Annotated in this window: 15 protein-coding genes; 11 read left to right on the top strand and 4 right to left on the bottom strand. The window is 43.7% G+C overall.

Going from position 1 to position 17,738, the window contains the following annotated elements; genetic code table 11:
• Nucleotides 1-477 precede the first annotated feature (477 nt).
• The 8 genes from H3V01_RS09825 (at nt 478) to H3V01_RS09790 (ending at nt 8,986) form a co-directional block, all read left to right on the top strand.
• The gene (locus H3V01_RS09825; protein WP_198186688.1) at nt 478-2,706 is read left to right on the top strand and encodes a TonB-dependent hemoglobin/transferrin/lactoferrin family receptor; all 2,229 of its coding nucleotides are present in this window, start codon (nt 478-480) and stop codon (nt 2,704-2,706) included.
• Nucleotides 2,707-2,783: 77 nt separating this feature from the next.
• On the top strand, nt 2,784-3,824 hold the full coding sequence (locus H3V01_RS09820) for a ChuX/HutX family heme-like substrate-binding protein (RefSeq protein WP_100115621.1): 1,041 nt from the start codon (nt 2,784-2,786) through the stop codon (nt 3,822-3,824).
• A gap of 100 nt (nt 3,825-3,924) precedes the next feature.
• On the top strand, nt 3,925-4,713 hold the full coding sequence (locus tag H3V01_RS09815) for a heme/hemin ABC transporter substrate-binding protein (RefSeq protein WP_198186687.1): 789 nt from the start codon (nt 3,925-3,927) through the stop codon (nt 4,711-4,713).
• Nucleotides 4,714-4,715: 2 nt separating this feature from the next.
• Nucleotides 4,716-5,717 carry a FecCD family ABC transporter permease gene (locus H3V01_RS09810; RefSeq protein ID WP_198186686.1) on the top strand — a complete coding sequence of 334 codons (1,002 nt, stop codon included), beginning with the start codon at nt 4,716-4,718 and terminating at the stop codon, nt 5,715-5,717.
• 9 nt (nt 5,718-5,726) lie between these two features.
• Nucleotides 5,727-6,497: an ABC transporter ATP-binding protein gene (locus H3V01_RS09805; protein ID WP_198186685.1), complete on the top strand. Its 771-nt coding sequence runs from the start codon at nt 5,727-5,729 to the stop codon at nt 6,495-6,497.
• A 205-nt stretch (nt 6,498-6,702) separates the two neighbouring features.
• A complete protein-coding gene (locus tag H3V01_RS09800) occupies nt 6,703-7,503 on the top strand; it encodes an amino acid ABC transporter substrate-binding protein (RefSeq protein WP_025329846.1) in 801 nt (266 codons plus the stop codon).
• Nucleotides 7,504-7,581: 78 nt separating this feature from the next.
• The gene (locus H3V01_RS09795) at nt 7,582-8,226 is read left to right on the top strand and encodes an amino acid ABC transporter permease (protein WP_037393149.1); all 645 of its coding nucleotides are present in this window, start codon (nt 7,582-7,584) and stop codon (nt 8,224-8,226) included.
• A 4-nt stretch (nt 8,227-8,230) separates the two neighbouring features.
• A complete protein-coding gene (locus H3V01_RS09790; protein WP_037476109.1) occupies nt 8,231-8,986 on the top strand; it encodes an ATP-binding cassette domain-containing protein in 756 nt (251 codons plus the stop codon).
• A gap of 101 nt (nt 8,987-9,087) precedes the next feature.
• Here H3V01_RS09790 and grpE read toward each other — a convergent pair whose 3' ends face one another.
• Together grpE and ppc are read right to left on the bottom strand one after the other, a co-directional pair.
• Entirely contained in the window at nt 9,088-9,636 is a 549-nt protein-coding gene (gene grpE, locus H3V01_RS09785; RefSeq protein ID WP_198186684.1) for a nucleotide exchange factor GrpE, read from the bottom strand.
• Nucleotides 9,637-9,899: 263 nt separating this feature from the next.
• Nucleotides 9,900-12,602, bottom strand: a complete 2,703-nt coding sequence (gene ppc / locus H3V01_RS09780; RefSeq protein ID WP_198186683.1) for a phosphoenolpyruvate carboxylase — start codon at nt 12,600-12,602, stop codon at nt 9,900-9,902.
• A 366-nt stretch (nt 12,603-12,968) separates the two neighbouring features.
• On the opposite strand from ppc, the gene cysT reads away from it, so the two are divergent.
• Genes cysT through H3V01_RS09765 form a run of 3 tightly spaced genes read left to right on the top strand, consistent with a single transcriptional unit; the run spans nt 12,969 to nt 15,790 of the window.
• Nucleotides 12,969-13,805: a sulfate ABC transporter permease subunit CysT gene (gene cysT, locus H3V01_RS09775; protein ID WP_025329851.1), complete on the top strand. Its 837-nt coding sequence runs from the start codon at nt 12,969-12,971 to the stop codon at nt 13,803-13,805.
• Nucleotides 13,805-14,677, top strand: coding sequence for a sulfate ABC transporter permease subunit CysW (gene cysW, locus H3V01_RS09770; protein ID WP_025329852.1), 873 nt, complete (start codon nt 13,805-13,807; stop codon nt 14,675-14,677). Before cysT ends, cysW begins: the two co-directional genes overlap by 1 nt.
• 30 nt (nt 14,678-14,707) lie before the next feature.
• Nucleotides 14,708-15,790: a sulfate/molybdate ABC transporter ATP-binding protein gene (locus H3V01_RS09765; protein ID WP_198186682.1), complete on the top strand. Its 1,083-nt coding sequence runs from the start codon at nt 14,708-14,710 to the stop codon at nt 15,788-15,790.
• A gap of 376 nt (nt 15,791-16,166) precedes the next feature.
• On the opposite strand, the gene murA is transcribed toward H3V01_RS09765, so the two are convergent.
• Nucleotides 16,167-17,426: a UDP-N-acetylglucosamine 1-carboxyvinyltransferase gene (gene murA / locus H3V01_RS09760; RefSeq protein WP_198186681.1), complete on the bottom strand. Its 1,260-nt coding sequence runs from the start codon at nt 17,424-17,426 to the stop codon at nt 16,167-16,169.
• 39 nt (nt 17,427-17,465) lie between these two features.
• Nucleotides 17,466-17,714: a BolA family protein gene (locus H3V01_RS09755; RefSeq protein ID WP_025329856.1), complete on the bottom strand. Its 249-nt coding sequence runs from the start codon at nt 17,712-17,714 to the stop codon at nt 17,466-17,468.
• Between the last annotated feature and the right edge of the window lie 24 nt (nt 17,715-17,738).

Raw genomic sequence — 17,738 nt, 5'->3', positions numbered from 1 at the left:
GTTCTCATTGATACATTTAGAATGTTAAAAAAATAATAATCTGAATTAGGCAATGGTAAAACGACAGTAAGCGGTGATTAGAGATACTTATTATATAGAAATCAGTAAATTTTATTCTGATAATATAATTGATAAAATAAATTTTTTATTACTTTGAAAGATAAATTCAGAATATAAAATAACCTGAAACAAAGTTTGTATAATTTTATACAAGAGTAATTTTTAATAATTATGAGGAAGTGATGTTTTTATATTAATAAAAAATTATATTTTTGCAAGGTCAATATGTCCGGATTTAAAACATATTTATGCTTACGATCATTTATAAAAATTTTATAAAAAGCAGCTGAGCAGTATTAGAAAAATATGACTTAAAATTAATAAGAATAATTCCTATTTGCACTTGTATAAAAGAATCATTATTGATTACAATGCGGCATCTTTATATTAAATTGTGTCAAAAGGGGTTAACTTAATATGCGCCGCTCACCCAATATCATTGCGCTGGCTGTAGCTTATATCGGCTTTCCTGCAGTAGTGTATGCCGAAGGCGAAGCTCAATTGCCAACAATTCATGTTGAGGGTAAACGTGTTACGCCGAGTGTGTTTAAAGATACTAAAATTGAGGCAGATACTATTAAGAAAAAGGGTGCTGTGGATTTAAAAACGGCATTAAAAGATATCCCTGGTGTGGAAGTTCTGGATACTCAGGGGACCCGGCAAGGTAATGACAGTGTCAATATTCGTGGTTTAAGTGGTAACCGGGTTGGTATGACCATTGATGGAATTGAGTTGCCTGAAGCAAATGAAATGAAGCATACGGGACAGTATGCGATTTTCGGTCGTGGTAATTTTATGGATGTTTCCGCGCTCAGTAGTGTTGATATCAGTAAAAATGCCCGTGGTTTTGGTTTGGGCGGTGTTGTTGCTATGCACACACTTACCCCTGATGAGATTTTGCAGGATAAAGATCAGGGTGGTTATATTGATACTCAGTATAACAGTGTGGATAAATCTACAGCGGTAACAGGTGTCGGTGCAATGAGAAGTGACCGCTGGCGCGGAATGGTACTGGGTACTTACCGTAAAGGTGATGAAGTGGATAACCGGGGTAATATTGGCGGCAAAGGGGCTTTGCGTACTAAATCAGACCCTGTTGATCACAATAGCCGGTATTTTCTTACTAAGCACGAATTTGATATTAATGACAAAAATACCCTGAATTTTACTGCTGAATATTTGAGCCGGAATCAGTGGACTGATTCATTGTCTCAGGTAAATAATACCTATACTGATGTACGCGGTATAGATGACAACAAGAAAACACGGTTTTCACTGGGACATGATTATCACAGTGATGAGGGATTGATTCAATCAGGTAAAACTCAGATTTACTGGCAACAGACTAAAACAGATTCAAGTACCCAGCGTGACTATGTCAAAGGTTGTACCAGTATGGTTCCTGACCGGAATAATCGTTGCGTTTTTAACTTTACCAATAAAGATAAAGTATGGGGATTGACAACAGACTGGTCATCGCATTTTGATACAGGTAGTCTGAGTCAGGAATGGCGCTATGGTCTGAGTTTTGCGCACCATGAATTAACTAGTGACTGGCAAGGATATTATGCCAGATCGAAGCCTAATGCCGATAACACTACTATTCGGGCCAGTGCGTATATAGATGCAGATCTGCAATGGGGCAATTTGGTTGTCAGTCCAGGTTTATCGGCTGCTTACTATAATATGAAGCCTAATTCCAATGGCTTTATAACCGGAATCAATGGTGAAATCGGTGAATTGCGCAAAAAACATCAAAGTGCATTAACACCTCGTCTGGGTATTTCGTATCAGATTACTCCATTGCTGGTACCGTATTTTCAGTATGCCCGTGGTTTTAATGCGCCATCATCTCAGCAGCTGGCTTCTTCATGGAATCCGGGAAACTACAGCTCCTGGGGTAATCCGAATCTAAAAGCGGAAACTGCAAATAATTTTGAGCTTGGTTTACGCGGTAAAAATGATGTTTTTGAATACGGTATAGCCGGATTTGATAATCACTATAAAAACTTTATTGATTATGTAAATATTTCTGATGTGGTGAAGCTACCGGCTGATGCTGTATGGAGCCGTCCGGGCAGTAAACAGACGCTGGTATTGCAGGCACAGAATTTCAGTAAGGCACATATTTACGGCGGTGAAGCATATGCACGCTGGAAGTTCGCGCCAGACTGGAAAGTAAATGGTTCAATAGCCTATTCGCGTGGCTCGATTCGCCAGGAAGGCGTAGACAGACCGCTTAACTCAGTGATGCCGGTTAAAGTGAAACTTGGTCTTGCCTATGATAAGGAAGTGTGGGGAGCTAATGTTGATTTAACCTATGTGGCGAAAAAAGATGATAGCGACATTCAAAATGTTCCAAAAGGAACAAGTTACTATAATCCATCCAGAAATTACGCGCTGGTTGATTTGGGTGGCTATTGGAAACCAACTAAGCATCTGAGTTTCCGTGCCGGTGTGAATAATGTTTTTAATAAGAAATACTGGAACTGGGCAGATATTGCTTACATGATGCCGAATGTAAACAGTCAGTCGGGCACTTCCGGGCAAAGCGACGGCAATGCGACTAAGTTAACCAGAGACAATGCTGATTTCTATTCAGCTCCGGGACGGACATTTAATGTAGGGTTGCGCTACACCTTTTAAATAAATCTGAAATTAAAATAATTAGCTGAATTATTTGCTAAATCACTATCAATAATAACTTTGTAAAGGAACGAGACATGAGTTTATGGCAACAATATCTGGATAAAAAGGCAACTGTCGAAGGAGGAATGTACTTTCCGCGTCAGGCAGCAGCTGATTTGGGTGTGAGTGAAGGCGCATTAATGGCAGATGCTCCGGACTCTGTTTATCTGGGCAGCCGGATTCGCGATCTGGTACTTAAGCTGGAAACCCTGGGAGAAGTTTTGAGTGTGGTGCGTAATGATGCCGCAGTACATGAAAAAGTTGGTATTTATGAACATGTAACACTGACTGCGCGTACAGGGCTGGCGCTGAATGTGGGCGGGCTGGATTTACGTTTTTTCCTGCATAACTGGCATCATGCTATCGCTACAACTGTGGTGATTGGTGAAAGAACCATGCGTTCGATTCAGTTTTATGACGAATACGGCATGAGTATTGAAAAAGTTTTCATGCGTGATGAAACTAAACTGGACGCATGGCAGGCTCTGATTGATGAATTCGCAACCAGTGGCAAACCGGAATTTCTGCCGGCTCCGGAAATTAATGTAACGATACCGGAACCATTGTCACCAGAGCGCGAGCAGGCTTTTCAGGAGCGCTGGAATGAGCTGAAAGATGTACATCATTTTGGCGGTTTGCTGGAGACCTTTAAAATTGACCGCCAGCAGTCTTACCGTCATGCACCGGCAGGCTGTACTAAGCAGGTCGATCGCAGTGTATGGGAAGAAGTTCTGCAGTATGTTCAGGCGAATAATCTGGAAATTATGGTATTTGTCGGTAACCGTGGCTTAGTGCAGATTCAGACCGGTAAATTACACAATGTAGTACGCTCACATGGTTATCTGAATGTACTGGATGCCAAAGTACCGGAAGAAGGCTTTGATTTACATCTGCGTGATAGTGATATTGTAGAAACCTGGGTGGTACGTCGTCCGATTAGTGAAGGTTATGTGACCTGCATAGAAGGTTTCGACAAAAATCGTCAAACTGTGGTGCAGATTTTTGGTCGCCGTGAAGAAGGTAATGATGAAATGCAATCATGGCATCAGCTGATGGACGGCTTGTTAGCAGGCTAAGTGACCGAGGCAGATATGCATTCTGTAGTTATGGTAAAATCATAAATTACTGATAATATGGATATCTGCCACTGTAATATGAGTAATTAAAGGGTGGATTATGAAAAGATTACTGTTGGCAGCGGCTATGTGCGCTGCTTTTCCATTTGCGTTTGCTGCTCGTATTGTTACGCTGACGCCTGATGTAGCAGATATTGTGGTGGAATTAGGCAATGCTAAAGAAGTAGTAGGGCGCGAGATGGCTTCTACTAATCCGGCATTAAAGAATGTGCCCAGTATCGGCTTGTTTCACGGGCTGAGTGTGGAACCGATTGCGGCCAGAAAACCAACTCTTGTTCTGGGTTCGTGGATGGCTCAGCCAACCAGTATTTACGCCAATTTGAACCGGGTAGGTGTTAAAGCGGTGAATGTTGCGCCAAAGGATGATATTAATGGCTATGCGGCCGGTATTCGCCAGATCGGACAGCTTATTGGTAAGAGTAAAGAAGCCAATGCATTGGCAGATCGCTGGCTCAGTCAGGTGAAACAGATGCCGAAAACCGGTAAGCGCTATCTGATTAGCTATGATGGTCGTTATGTTTCCGGCCGGGGTACTGCTGCGGATGAACTCATCAGGAGGGCTGGTGGTATTAATGCAGCCGCTGCTATTGAAGGTATGAAACCGATGTCACGCGAGGCATGGCTGGCCGCGAAACCGGATATCATTCTGATTGCCGAACGCAACCAAAAACTGACAGGCGGTGTGCAGGGCTTGATTAAACGGCCGGAAATTGCTGCTTCACCAGCCGCAAAACAAAAGAAAATCTATTTTATGCCGTCAAATGATATTTTTCGTTATGGCCTGAATACTCCGCAGGTTATTCCTAAACTTTATAAACTGGCACAATAATTATGACGCAAGTGCAGCAAACGGCCGGTACGCCTGATCACAATAGGGTAGAAAGTGCGTTCTGGCCTAAACTGGTTTGGTTTATCGCCGCTATATTATTCAGTTTACTATTGAGCTGGTTTTGTCTGGGACTGGGTATGGGTGGCTGGCAATGGCCGCAATCCATGGATGAGATAACACTAGGTATCCGGCTGCCGCGAGTGCTGGTCGCGCTGATAGTGGGTGCTGCACTGGCCGCTTCCGGTGCTGCATTGCAGGCATTATTTGATAATCCGCTGGCGGATCCGAGCCTGATAGGTACTTCTGGTGGTGCCGCATTGGGGGTTATTGCCGTTCTGGCAGGTGGCTGGGGTGCAGTAACAGTACCAATGGCTGCGTTTCTGGGGGCTTTGCTGGTATGTGTTCTGATTCTGACGGTACATCGTCTACTAGGCGGAGGAACATTGGGGCTACTGGTGATGGGTTTTGTTATCAGTGCCTTTTGTGGTGCATTGGTAAGCATGATTCTGTTTATGTCGGATGATATGGTTTTACGCAGTGCAACTAGCTGGCTGGCTGGTAGTCTGGCTGAGTCCGGTTTTACTTCGCCATGGTATGCGCTGGTAGTAATGCTGCTGGGGTTGTGTGTTCTGGTGGCAGTGGGCAGGCGACTGGATATTCTGATGCTGGGAGAAGAAACAGCCATTAGTATGGGTGTTGCTGTCGGGAGTACCCGGATATGGGCAGTGATAGGCTCTGCTCTGTTAACCGGAGCAGCAGTATCAATGGCCGGTATTATTGGTTTTCTGGGTATGATGGTACCGAATGTGGTTGCCCGTAATCGTGGTGGTAGCCGGCGTAAAATTATTCTGTTATCTGCTTGGCTGGGGGCAATATTTTTACTGCTGGTAGACAGTGTATCGCGCTGGCTGAGTTATCCGGTTGATTTACCTGTAGGTATCGTAATTTCTTTACTTGGCGGACCATTTTTCCTGTGGTTGTTTTTACAGCCATTGCGTCGCTAGGATCTGGATATGGAAAATTTATTTACCATTCGCAATGTACATGTACAACCACGTGGCCGTTGTATTTTATCGGTACCACAACTTGATTTACCGGCCAATCAGCATATCAGTATTATCGGGCCGAATGGTGCCGGTAAGTCAACCTTACTGCGTGCACTGTTAGGCCTGCATGGTGCCGGTGTCAAATTATTTGGAGAACCGGTTGACAATAGTTTAAAGCGCCGGCAGATTGCATGGGTGGGACAGCACGGACAATATAATTTGCCGCTTACGGTAGTTGAGTATGTACAGCTTGGCTGCTCTCCTCAGAGCGGTTGGTTTAAGAAAGCCCGAGCACCCGCCGCAAAGCTCCAGCAGTTACTTGATGTTTTCGACTTATGCTCACTGGCACAGCAACGCATAGGCAGTTTATCCGGAGGTGAACAGCAGCGTGCTAATGTGGTACGTGCGCTGCTTCAGAATGCGCCATTACTACTGCTTGATGAACCATGTAATCATCTGGATATTCGTCATCAGCACCAGCTGATGCATTATCTGCGTGAGCATCACGCTGATTTTTCTGTTGTTATGGTACTGCATGATTTAACTATGGCAGCAAATCATTCTGATTTTATTGTATTAATGAATGAAGGGCAGATAGTTGCTTCAGGAACACCCCAGGATGTTATGCAATCTGCTTTGCTGAGTGAAGTATATCAATGGCCCATCCGGCGTATTGAAGAGGATGGTAAACTGTTTTTTCGTATGAACCATCATGCGTTGTATTCGGCTGCCGCATAATATCGCAGTGAATCTTCATGGTTAGTATCAGCACGGTTCATGCTGAATCAGAGATAAAATGACCAATAATAACTTAGTATTTGTCTGCTATTTGTTCTGGTATTTGCAGTAAATACCTGATTGCCGGCAGATGAAAGTGTTAATAAATTCCGGTATAGTGTGTATGACACAATTATCTAATACCTTTAAATCAGGAACTTTATATATGCAAAACGCCATACGTAATTTTTTATTTGGTTCTGTGGTTGCGGTGGCGTTAGCTGCCTGTGGTGGTGAATCTGCCTCAGGTACTGCTTCCAGCTCCGGTGAGAGTACAGGTCAAAAGGTAGTAATGGGGCTAGATGACAGCTTTCCGCCTATGGGCTTTCGTAATGAAAAAAATGAGTTGGTTGGTTTCGATATTGATATGGCTCGTGAAGCAGCCAAGCGTGCTGGTCTGAATGTTGAGCTTAAGCCAATTGACTGGAGTGCTAAAGAATCGGAACTTAACAGTAAACGTGTTGATATGCTGTGGAACGGATTAACCATTACTCCACAGCGGCAGCAGCAATTATTATTATCCAAACCGTATATGGACAATCATCAGATTATTGTTGTCCGTCCCGATAGCGGAATTAATACTAAAGCTGATCTGAATGGTAAAATTGTGGCGGTTCAAGATGGCAGTAGTGCTGTTGATGCAGTAGAAGCTGATCAGAATACAGCCAAATCATTCAAAGAATTGAAGAAATATGCAGATAATGTGACAGCATTAATGGATGTGTCCGCCAAACGTGTAGATGCACTGGTTGTAGATGAAGTAGTCGGTCGCTATTATGTTTCAAAAAAACCTAATGAATATAAAGTATTAGGTGATAATTTTGGTACGGAACAATATGCTGTTGCTTTCCGTAAAGATGATCAGGCTCTGGAGCAAAAAATTCAAGGGGCTCTGGATAGTATGAAAGCAGACGGTACATCTGCTAAAATTGCTACAAAATGGTTCGGTAAAGACATCATTAAATAAATGTTGTTTTACTTTGGAATCAACGCTGCCTGAATAGAATTTATTCAGGCAGCGTTATTGTTGTTTTAAGGAATACACATGAATTATGTGTTAAATATGCTGCCTGAACTCTGGACAGGAGCAAAAATTACTCTGAGCCTGTTTGCCATTACTCTATTACTGTCTATTCCGTTAGGGTTGGTATTGGCATTATTGCGCCTTTCCGGAATCAGGGCGCTGGATTATATTGTTAATTTTTATATCTGGGTGATGCGCGGCACACCTTTGATGCTACAGATTTTCTTTATTTACTTTGCTTTACCGGCAGTTAATATTTTACTGCCGGCATATACTACAGCGGTAGTAGCGTTTGTGCTTAACTATGCTGCTTATTTTGCAGAGATTTTCCGTGCCGGTATTCAGGGGGTAGGTAAGGGACAGTATGAAGCAGCAAAGACATTAGGGATGAGCTACGGCCAAACTATGCGTCGTATTGTTTTACCACAAATGTGGAAAAAAATTCTGCCGCCGTTAAGCAATGAAACGATTACGCTGGTTAAAGATACATCGTTGGTATATGTGCTGGCATTACAGGATGTGATGCGGGTAACTTATCAGCTGGTACAGCGTGAATTTAATCTGATGCCGTTTTTTGTGGCGGCTGCATTCTACCTGATTATGACCCTGATTCTGACCTGGGGCTTCCAGAAAATGGAGAAACGCTATGCACGCTACGACGACTGATTTAATGATAGATGCCCGCGGTATTTATAAGGCTTTTGGTAATACTGAAGTACTCAAAGGCGTCGATATTCAGGTAGCACGCTCAGAAGTAGTTGCCATTATCGGTTCTTCCGGTTCAGGCAAATCTACATTATTGCGTTGTCTGAATTATCTGGAAAAGATAGATGCGGGGAGTATCGCCATTGAAAATGATTTTCTGGTACAGAACAATATCCACAATCGTGCCCATTATGTATCTGAAGGCCTGATAAAAAAAATCTGTACTCGGATGGGTATGGTTTTTCAGCAGTTCAACCTGTTTCCGCACATGACCGTATTACAAAATATCATTGAAGCACCAATAACTGTGAAAAAAATGAAGCGTGATGAGATTGTTCCGCTGGCACAGGAGTTGTTGCGCAAGGTTGGTCTGGCTAATAAACAGGATTATTTTCCGTCTCAATTATCCGGCGGACAAAAACAGCGGGTTGCTATTGCCCGTGCACTGGCTATGCAGCCGCAAATTATGCTGTTTGATGAACCTACTTCAGCGCTTGATCCTGAATTAACCGGCGAAGTATTGAAAACGATGCAGCAGCTGGCTGAAGACAGAATGACTATGGTTGTGGTCACTCATGAAATGGGCTTTGCGCGTGAGGTGGCTGATAAGGTGCTGTTTATGGATAAAGGTGTGATTGTTGAGGCTGGTGAAGCCAGCAGCTTTTTTGCTAATCCTCAGCATACACGAACACAGGCGTTTTTGAGCTCAATGCTGAAGTAAAAATATTTTATAGATGTTAATTTATTGAATAAATATAAAATCGTTATATATACAAAGCCGTCAGAACAACAGTATGTCTAACGGCTTTTAGAAAATACAGTTTATTCTGTATCAGCAGCTTTAGCTACGGTTACCATAGCAGGGCGTAATACACGGTCGGACAGGGTATAACCTTTTTTCATTACCGAAACTACTGTATTGGGTTCTTGCTCACTTTCTACACTTTGCAAGGCCTGATGACGGTGCGGATCAAGTTTGTCGCCGGCTTTAGGATCGATCTCTTTAATATGAGACTGATCGAAAGCTTTTTGTAATTCGGTCAGCGTCATTTGTACGCCCATTTTCAGTGCATCAAAGTTACCGCTTTGATCTTGCAGAGCCATTTCCAGATAATCTTTAACTGGTAGCATAGCACTGGCAAATTTCTGTCCGGCAAATTTGTGTGCGCTTTCCAGTTCATCCTGATGACGTCTGCGCAGATTTTGTTCATTGGCGAGTGAACGTAACTGTTCGTCTTTGAGTTGTCCTTCAAGTTCGCTAATACGTTCCTGTAACTCTTCTATGGTAGCTTCAGGAGCAACGATTGGTTCTGTGGTTTCGGTATTATCGTTAACCTGTGTTTCGTTTTCGGTATTGTTTTCCGGTTGCATATTTTTTCCTCTGCAAAAGGGTAAGTTATATGATTAAATTGGGTCGTTGTATATCGATTTCAAGCGACTGTAACAGATTTGTAATTACTTTTATTTATTAATTTTAATACATTGATTTTTCTAAAAATTAAATATATTTATATATCAATATCCAAGTGTTTTATTTTGGATATAAAAGTAAATATTTCATTGGAAAATTCAAGTTATATGTACTGGTGATGAGCGGACAGAATGGAAATACTGTCCGCAAAACAGGATGATATCTAGCCGGTATTACGCAACCCTTGTGCAATACCATTAATTGTCAGATGGATGAGCTGGAGTATCTCACTATTATCCGGCTGCTGACGCAGTTGTTGTAGCAGATGTATCTGCAACCAGTTCAGTGCATTCAAATAGGGAATACGCAAGGCCAGAGAACGTGCCAGAGTGCGGTTATCACTCAGGTAATGCTGACGTTGTAAAATATTAAGCAAAGCCTGCCGGCTGCGCTCAAACTCTTCAGAAAGCATGGTGTAAATGGTTCTGGCAGCTTGCTGATCACTGGCAAGATCTACATAAGCCTCAGCAATAGTAAGATCGGCTTTGGCCATGACCTGATCCATGTTGGAAAGCATGGTTTGAAAAAACGGACTGTTATTAACCTGCTGCTGTAAGAGTTGCAGATTGGTACTGTCCTGTTCAATCAGTTCTGCTACTGCACTACCGAAGCCATACCAGGCCGGCAGCATCAGGCGGTTCTGGGTCCATGAGAATACCCATGGTATGGCGCGTAAGTCCTGAATTTTAGCCAGTGTTTTCCGGCTGGCAGGGCGGCTGCCAATATTCAGGCTCGCAATTTCCTGAATCGGGCTGGTTTGCAGAAAATAATCAATAAAGCCCGGAAAGGTAATTAATTGCCGGTAATGTGTGAATGCGCTGGCAGACAATGCATTCATCAGTTCGCTGTCAGGCTCACTGTTATGCATGGGTAAAACGGTAGCTTCAAGCGTAGCAGCAATGAGTGCTTCAAGATTACGTTCTGCATTGGTCGGATCAGCATATTTGGCGGTAATAACTTCTCCTTGTTCAGTAATGCGTATTTGTCCGGCTACGCTGCCAGCCGGCTGTGCCATGATTGCATCGAATGAAGGTCCGCCACCGCGACCGACACTGCCACCACGGCCATGAAACAGTCGCAGACGGATATGGTGCTGACCAAACAGTTGTACCAGTCTCGACTCAGCCTGATAAAGTGACCACTGGCTGGTTACATAACCACCATCTTTATTACTGTCGGAGTAGCCCAGCATAATTTCCTGCAGGTTATCACGACTACGCAAAAAAGCACGATACCAGGGCAGATTAAATAATTTATCCATAATACTGATGCAATTATGCAAGGCATCAATGGTCTCAAACAGAGGAACAATATTAATCCGGCTGGTCGGTTTCTCATTACTGATGCTCAGTAAACCAGTTTCTTTCAGCAATAACGCTACCACCAATATATCGCTAACGGTTTCAGCGTTAGAAATAATGCATTGATTGATAGCGGTTTCACCATAGTTATTTTTAATATTCGCCGCAGTCTGGAATATAGCCAGCTCACGCATGGTGTGCGGACTATACTGAATATAAGGGCTGTATAGCGGACGCTGGGTGCTTAATTCACGTAACAGCACGCGCTGTTTGGCTGCTTCACTTAATGTCTCAAACGTTTCAAGTCCGGCATGTGTAAACAGTTCGGTTACAACTTCGGCATGTTTGGCTGCATGCTGACGCAAGTCGATGGACATCAGATGAAAACCGAACAGGGAAACAGAACGAATCAGGTCAGCCAGTTTGCCCTGTGTGAGCAGGGCACTGCCATTTTGTTGTAAAGAACTGGCTATATTATTAAGCTCCTGCAAAAGTTCCTCTGGTTGTTTATATGGAGGCAGACCATGATGCTGGTTGTGTGGAGCAATATTCAGTTGCCGGGAGGTAGCATTCAGGCGTGCCTGTATATAGGTAAGAGCACGGCGGTATGGTTCTTCGCTATGAGCCGTTGCGGTATCCGGTGACTGCTCGGCCATATGATACACGCTGCTGTCAATCTGAACACGGCGAGAAGAAAGCGGCAGCAGCTGGTGCAGCTCATCCAGACATTGATGATAATGCTTTAACAAAGTATCACCCTGAAAGATGAAAGCTTCCTGTAAAGTATCTGCATTAACATACGGATTACCGTCACGATCTCCGCCAACCCAGCCACCGATACTGAGTACATCAGGAAGAGTTATTTGCGGATACGCGCTGGTGAGCTGCTGTTGCAGTTTGCGGTAAAGGGCTGGTACCGCTTTAAAAAAACTCAATGGAAAATAAGTAACGCTATTATAAATTTCATCACTTACGCTGATTTTGAAATGGCGCGTTTCATCAGTCTGCCATAAAGCCAGCAGAATAGCTTCAGCCTGTTGCTTTAGCTGTTCATTATAGTGATGATCAGAATGGTCATATTCACTGAGAATAGTGCGGATATGACGCTGAAAGCACAGAATGCACTGGCGCTGTACTTCAGTCGGATGAGCGGTTAGCACTGCACTGATACTGGTTTGCTGCAAAATCTGTTCCAGTTGCGCAGCACTAATCTGCTGTTGCTGAATTTGGTTGATAACATGAGTAAAACTGGTGCGTCCGGGATGCTGTCTGTCATTTTCATATGCCTGTCGCCGCCGTTCATGGTGGGCATCTTCGGCAATATTCAGTACTTGTGCAAACAGGCTGCATGCACGAATCAAATCTTGCTGTTGTTGTAAATCCAGGGTAGGCACCACCTGTTGAATGATGGTTTGTGGCTGATTACCACTGAGGAGCTGGCGCAATACAGTTTGTACAGTAGCTGTGGTTTCATTTTGCAGGACGTTAAATAGTGCTTCAGTCAGGAATTTGATATCTGCCGACAGGGGCGCATCTTTACGCTCGTCCAGAAGTGATGTTGGCATTGTGTTCTCGCTTTTGCAGACTTGTGTTTATGTTGAATAACCTGCGTCCATGATATTACGTGGTGATGGTACGGGCAATACTACTGATTTGATAAGAGTTATAACCTCAGCTTCTTAGGTTACAAAAATATATTCTTTCTCAATCACCCAAACAGCCTTTTATATTGTTGGCTGATTCTGATTTAACGGAATGATTGAATTTATTTTTACATTCTGTTTTTTTTGACTTGTTAATTCATTTTCTTGTTGTGGTTGGTATTTTGCGCTTGGAACATAGCCCGAACAGGATGCTTCCAATGTGTGCCGGTGTGTCTGATACAGCTACCGGTATTGTTTGTGCCTGCCAGGTCTGTGGGAGAGAAGGTTATGCTGTTTTTAAAACAGCCATCTGTACTGCCCGGTTTTTCGCTTAGTCTCGGCATAAGTGTGTTATCGCTGTCAGTACTGGTGCTGTTGCCATTTACGATGCTGGTATGGACTGTTACTGATCTGGGCTGGCATGGTTTTATACAAGTCATTTCTGAACCAAGGACACTTGCTGCGGTATGGCTGACTTTGAAAATGTCTTTACTGGCAATGCTGGCCAGTGTGCTGCTGGGAACTTTGGTGGCATGGGTATTGGTACGTTACCACTTCTGGGGTAAGGATCTGGTTAATGCATTGGTGGATTTGCCGTTTGCTTTACCTACTGCAGTAACAGGGGTGGCTTTGGCTACCTTATATGCACCTACAGGGTGGATAGGTGCGTTATTAACCCGATTTGGCTTGCAGATAGCATTTACACCGGCAGGTATCTGGCTGGCATTGTTGCTGGTAAGCCTGCCATTCGTCGTACGCGCAGTACAGCCGGTGCTGGCAGAATTATCAGGAGAATATGAAGAAGCTGCGGCTATTCTGGGTGCTTCCAGATTAACCATTGTATTCAGGGTGCTGCTGCCGGAAGTTTTACCGGCACTGGTAATGGGGGCAGGTATGGCTTTTGCACGCGCTACCGGAGAATACGGTTCCGTAATTTTTATTGCCGGTAATGTGCCATTTAAATCAGAAATTCTGCCGCTGATTATTGTCAGTAAATTTGAATTGTTTGATTTGCCTGCAGCGGCAGCAGTCGCATTATTTATGCTAATAATTTCCTTTACCATTTTGTTTATGCTGAATTTATGGCAATGGCGTCTGAGCCGGCGTATGCAGGGACGATACTGATGAGCACAGTTAAAACCAATGAGTTGCTTACCGAACCGCGCTGGCTGCGCTACTTGCTGATAAGCATAACGCTGCTGTGTCTGGGTTTGCTGTTACTTTTGCCGCTGTTATCGGTATTCAGTTTTGCGCTGGCAAAGGGTTGGCAATTGTATCTGGCTGCTTTGACTGATGAAGAGGCACTCTCAGCTATTCGTTTGTCCTTGCTGATTACTGTTATTGTTGTGCCGGTGAATGTGATACTGGGTGTGGCAATGGCCTGGTTGTTAACCCATTTTTCATTTCGTGGTAAACAGTTATGGACAACCTTGCTGGATCTGCCATTTGCAGTCTCACCGGTCGTGGCGGGTCTGATGTTTGTTTTACTCTTCGGTAGTAACAGCTGGTTCGGTGGCTGGATGGAAACACATGGAATACAGATTATTTTTGCAGTACCGGGTATGGTGCTGGCGACTCTGTTTGTTACCTTCCCTTTTGTGGCGCGTGAGCTCATCCCTTTAATGCAGGCTCAGGGAAGTAGTGAAGAACAGGCTGCACTGATACTGGGTGCCAGTGGCTGGCAAATGTTCTGGCGTGTCACATTACCCAATCTGAAATGGGCTCTGGTTTACGGCATTATTCTGACTAATGCCCGTGCAATGGGTGAATTCGGGGCTGTCAGCATGGTTTCAGGCCATATCCGCGGTGAAACCAATACAATGCCTTTACTGGTAGAGATGATGTATAACGAATACAACATGGTAGGGGCATTTGCTGTTTCCAGTTTACTGGCCTTGCTGGCTTTATGCACGCTGGTATTACAGAAATATCTCGACTGGCGGCAGACACGTTTGTTCAAAGATGCACGGCGCGAGCAGATTGCAGTAAGCGACTGAATAAGTAAAGTACCGTGCTGGGTAGCGATTATGAGTATTCGTATTAAACAATTAAATAAATATTATGGTGATTATCATGCCTTGCAGAATATTAATCTGCAGGTACCAACCGGTTCACTGACGGCATTGCTTGGTCCGTCCGGTTGTGGAAAAACCACCTTGTTACGCATCATTGCCGGGCTGGAACGCGCAGATTCAGGTGAGCTGTTTTTTGCTGATGATGAGGTCAGTAATCTGCATGTGCGTGAGCGCCGGGTCGGATTTATGTTTCAGCACTATGCCTTATTCAGGCATATGACCGTATTTGATAATGTGGCTTTTGGTTTACAGGTACTGCCTAAACGCATTCGCCCGAATAAAGCAGAAATAGCTGCCCGGGTGCATGAATTATTACAACTGGTGCAGCTTGACTGGCTGGCTAAAGTATATCCGCAGCAACTATCCGGAGGTCAGCGCCAGCGTATTGCTCTGGCACGTGCTCTGGCTACCAGACCAAAGCTGCTGCTGCTGGATGAGCCGTTTGGTGCACTGGATGCTAAGGTGCGCAAGGAATTACGCCAGTGGCTGCTGGAAATTCATCATCAGCTTGGGATTACCAGTGTACTGGTTACACATGATCAGGAAGAGGCGCTGGAAATGGCCGACCAGATAGTGGTGATGAATCAGGGAAAAGTTGAGCAAAGCGGAGCTGCCTCATCTTTGTATGATAATCCTGAAAATGTATTTGTTACTGAGTTTCTGGGTGAGGTTAATGTATTTGAAGATGCCTGTATTGAACACGGGCAATTGTGTCTGGGGCATTATCATGAACCTATTACCACAGGAGAAAAAGCCCGTCAGAATGTAGCTGTTTATATCCGGCCTCAGGAAATACAGGTATTAACTCATATTCAGGATAATGTAATTGCCAGTGCATGCGTAGAGGAAATACATGCTATCGGTGCACAAATAAGGTTATGGTTGCGCCGGGTGGATAATAATCAGCGTATACAGGTATGGCTGTCGCCGGCCGAGTTTCGTACGCTGTCATTACAGCCGGCTCAGACAGTATGGTTCAGACCTCAGCGGTTAACTATGTTCAGATTGCCGGAGATGGTGGATTACGTGATTTGATCGTACGAGTAAATATGCAATTCATTTAAATGAATAATTAATTTTGAAAAATAATATTTTACGAGTTAGTTTTATGATTTTATCGGCATATTTTTAATTCTCTTAAAAAATATTAATTTAGATATTTTCAATCACAGTAAATAAAATTTAAGATTTTGATTTATTTAATAAATTATTTTAGAGTAAGAGTAATTTACCCAAAAAAAGATATTCAAAAAAGTGCATAAACAAATCCGTTGATAATTATTTCTTATCAATTTTGATATATTTGGATATTTTATAAATAATCATATGCTGATTATTTATTTTATCATGTTGATGATATATAAAGGGCTATCTAAATAAATATACAGACAGCCCTTGTAATTTATTGATGTTAGTGGTCACTGATGCGTTCAATGATAGCGCCCACTCCGCCTAGCTTCTGTTCTATATTTTCATAGCCGCGATCAAGATGATAAATACGTTCAACAGTAGTTTCACCACTGGCCACCAGACCGGCAAGTACCAGACTGGCAGAAGCACGTAAATCGGTAGCCATAACAGTTGTACCGGATAATTGTTCCACACCTTCCACAATTGCAGTATTACCTTCAGCTGATATCCGGGCACCCATACGATTGAGTTCGGGGACATGCATAAAACGGTTTTCAAAAATAGTTTCCACTACTTTACTGTTACCGCTGGCAATACTATTCATTACCATAAACTGTGCCTGCATATCGGTAGGAAATGCCGGATAGGGCAGGGTGCGGATATCGATAGCTTTAGGACGCTGTTGCATGTCGATGCTGATCCAGTCGTCACCGGCTTCAATAATTGCGCCGGCTTCACTCAGTTTTTCCAGAACAGCTTGCATGGTTTTAGGTGCAGCATGTTTAAGAATGACTTTGCCGCCGGTCATAGCCACTGCACACAAAAAAGTTCCGGCTTCTATGCGGTCGGGAACGACACGGTGACTGCATCCATGCAATTTTTCTACACCGGTAATAGTAAGAGTCGGTGTACCTATTCCCTGAATATTGGCACCCATTTTAACCAGGCAATCGGCAAGATCGGTAACTTCCGGTTCCATGGCAGCATTTTCCAGAATAGTCGTTCCGTTTGCCAGTGTTGCAGCCATTAACAGATTTTCTGTGCCGGTTACGGTAACCATATCCATAACAATATGTGCACCTTGCAGACGTTTTGCCCGGGCTTTGACATAACCATGCTCAATACTGATTTCTGCCCCCATGGCTTCAAGCCCTTTGAGGTGCTGGTCTACCGGTCTCGATCCGATGGCACAGCCTCCGGGTAGGCTGACCTGAGCCTCACCAAAGTGTGCCAGTGTGGGACCCAGTACCAGAATAGATGCACGCATGGTTTTAACCAGATCGTATGGTGCACAGGTATTATTGATACTGTTACAGTTTATTTCAAATTCCTGAATATTATCGGTAAGTACACGTGCTCCCATGCCCTGTAACAGTTTTTGGGTGGTTTTAACATCACGCAGCATGGGCACATTGGTCAGATGCAGGGTATCACGAGTCAGTAAGGAGGCACATAACAAAGGTAAAGCGGCATTTTTAGCGCCGGAAATAACAATTTCACCGTGTAATGCGCCGTTAGCACGGATTTTTAATTTTTCCATATGGATTCTCAATTATGGCAATAGTGTCTGTTTGCCGGATTAATGCTGTTTGACAGCCCATTCGTCAGGAGTGGCGGCAGTGGTAATGGATAATGCATGTAATTCATTACTGGCAATCTGCTGCGCCAGCCCGTCTTTAATCATACGATGGCGTGCCAGACGATTTTTTCCGTTAAAGGCACTGGATACAATCCGGGCAAAGAAATGGTGACCATCGCCTTCAACCTCAAGATATTCACAAGGCAGAAGGTTTGCAATCATGGTTTTAACTTCTTCTGGTGTTAACATAACGTGCTCCGGAATAGTTATTAA

This window comes from Snodgrassella sp. M0351 (genome assembly GCF_016100575.1).
Classification (GTDB): domain Bacteria; phylum Pseudomonadota; class Gammaproteobacteria; order Burkholderiales; family Neisseriaceae; genus Snodgrassella; species Snodgrassella alvi.
Note: the sequence above shows the minus strand (reverse complement) of the source record. Positions and strands in the feature narration are given on the sequence as shown.

Coding starts and splice junctions, on each gene's coding strand:
- H3V01_RS09825 (WP_198186688.1), top strand. CDS start 478: ATGCGCCGCTCACCCAATATCATTGCGCTGGCTGTAGCTTATATCGGC.
- H3V01_RS09820 (WP_100115621.1), top strand. CDS start 2,784: ATGAGTTTATGGCAACAATATCTGGATAAAAAGGCAACTGTCGAAGGA.
- H3V01_RS09815 (WP_198186687.1), top strand. CDS start 3,925: ATGAAAAGATTACTGTTGGCAGCGGCTATGTGCGCTGCTTTTCCATTT.
- H3V01_RS09810 (WP_198186686.1), top strand. CDS start 4,716: ATGACGCAAGTGCAGCAAACGGCCGGTACGCCTGATCACAATAGGGTA.
- H3V01_RS09805 (WP_198186685.1), top strand. CDS start 5,727: ATGGAAAATTTATTTACCATTCGCAATGTACATGTACAACCACGTGGC.
- H3V01_RS09800 (WP_025329846.1), top strand. CDS start 6,703: ATGCAAAACGCCATACGTAATTTTTTATTTGGTTCTGTGGTTGCGGTG.
- H3V01_RS09795 (WP_037393149.1), top strand. CDS start 7,582: ATGAATTATGTGTTAAATATGCTGCCTGAACTCTGGACAGGAGCAAAA.
- H3V01_RS09790 (WP_037476109.1), top strand. CDS start 8,231: ATGATAGATGCCCGCGGTATTTATAAGGCTTTTGGTAATACTGAAGTA.
- grpE (WP_198186684.1), bottom strand. CDS start 9,636: ATGCAACCGGAAAACAATACCGAAAACGAAACACAGGTTAACGATAAT.
- ppc (WP_198186683.1), bottom strand. CDS start 12,602: ATGCCAACATCACTTCTGGACGAGCGTAAAGATGCGCCCCTGTCGGCA.
- cysT (WP_025329851.1), top strand. CDS start 12,969: ATGCTGTTTTTAAAACAGCCATCTGTACTGCCCGGTTTTTCGCTTAGT.
- cysW (WP_025329852.1), top strand. CDS start 13,805: ATGAGCACAGTTAAAACCAATGAGTTGCTTACCGAACCGCGCTGGCTG.
- H3V01_RS09765 (WP_198186682.1), top strand. CDS start 14,708: ATGAGTATTCGTATTAAACAATTAAATAAATATTATGGTGATTATCAT.
- murA (WP_198186681.1), bottom strand. CDS start 17,426: ATGGAAAAATTAAAAATCCGTGCTAACGGCGCATTACACGGTGAAATT.
- H3V01_RS09755 (WP_025329856.1), bottom strand. CDS start 17,714: ATGTTAACACCAGAAGAAGTTAAAACCATGATTGCAAACCTTCTGCCT.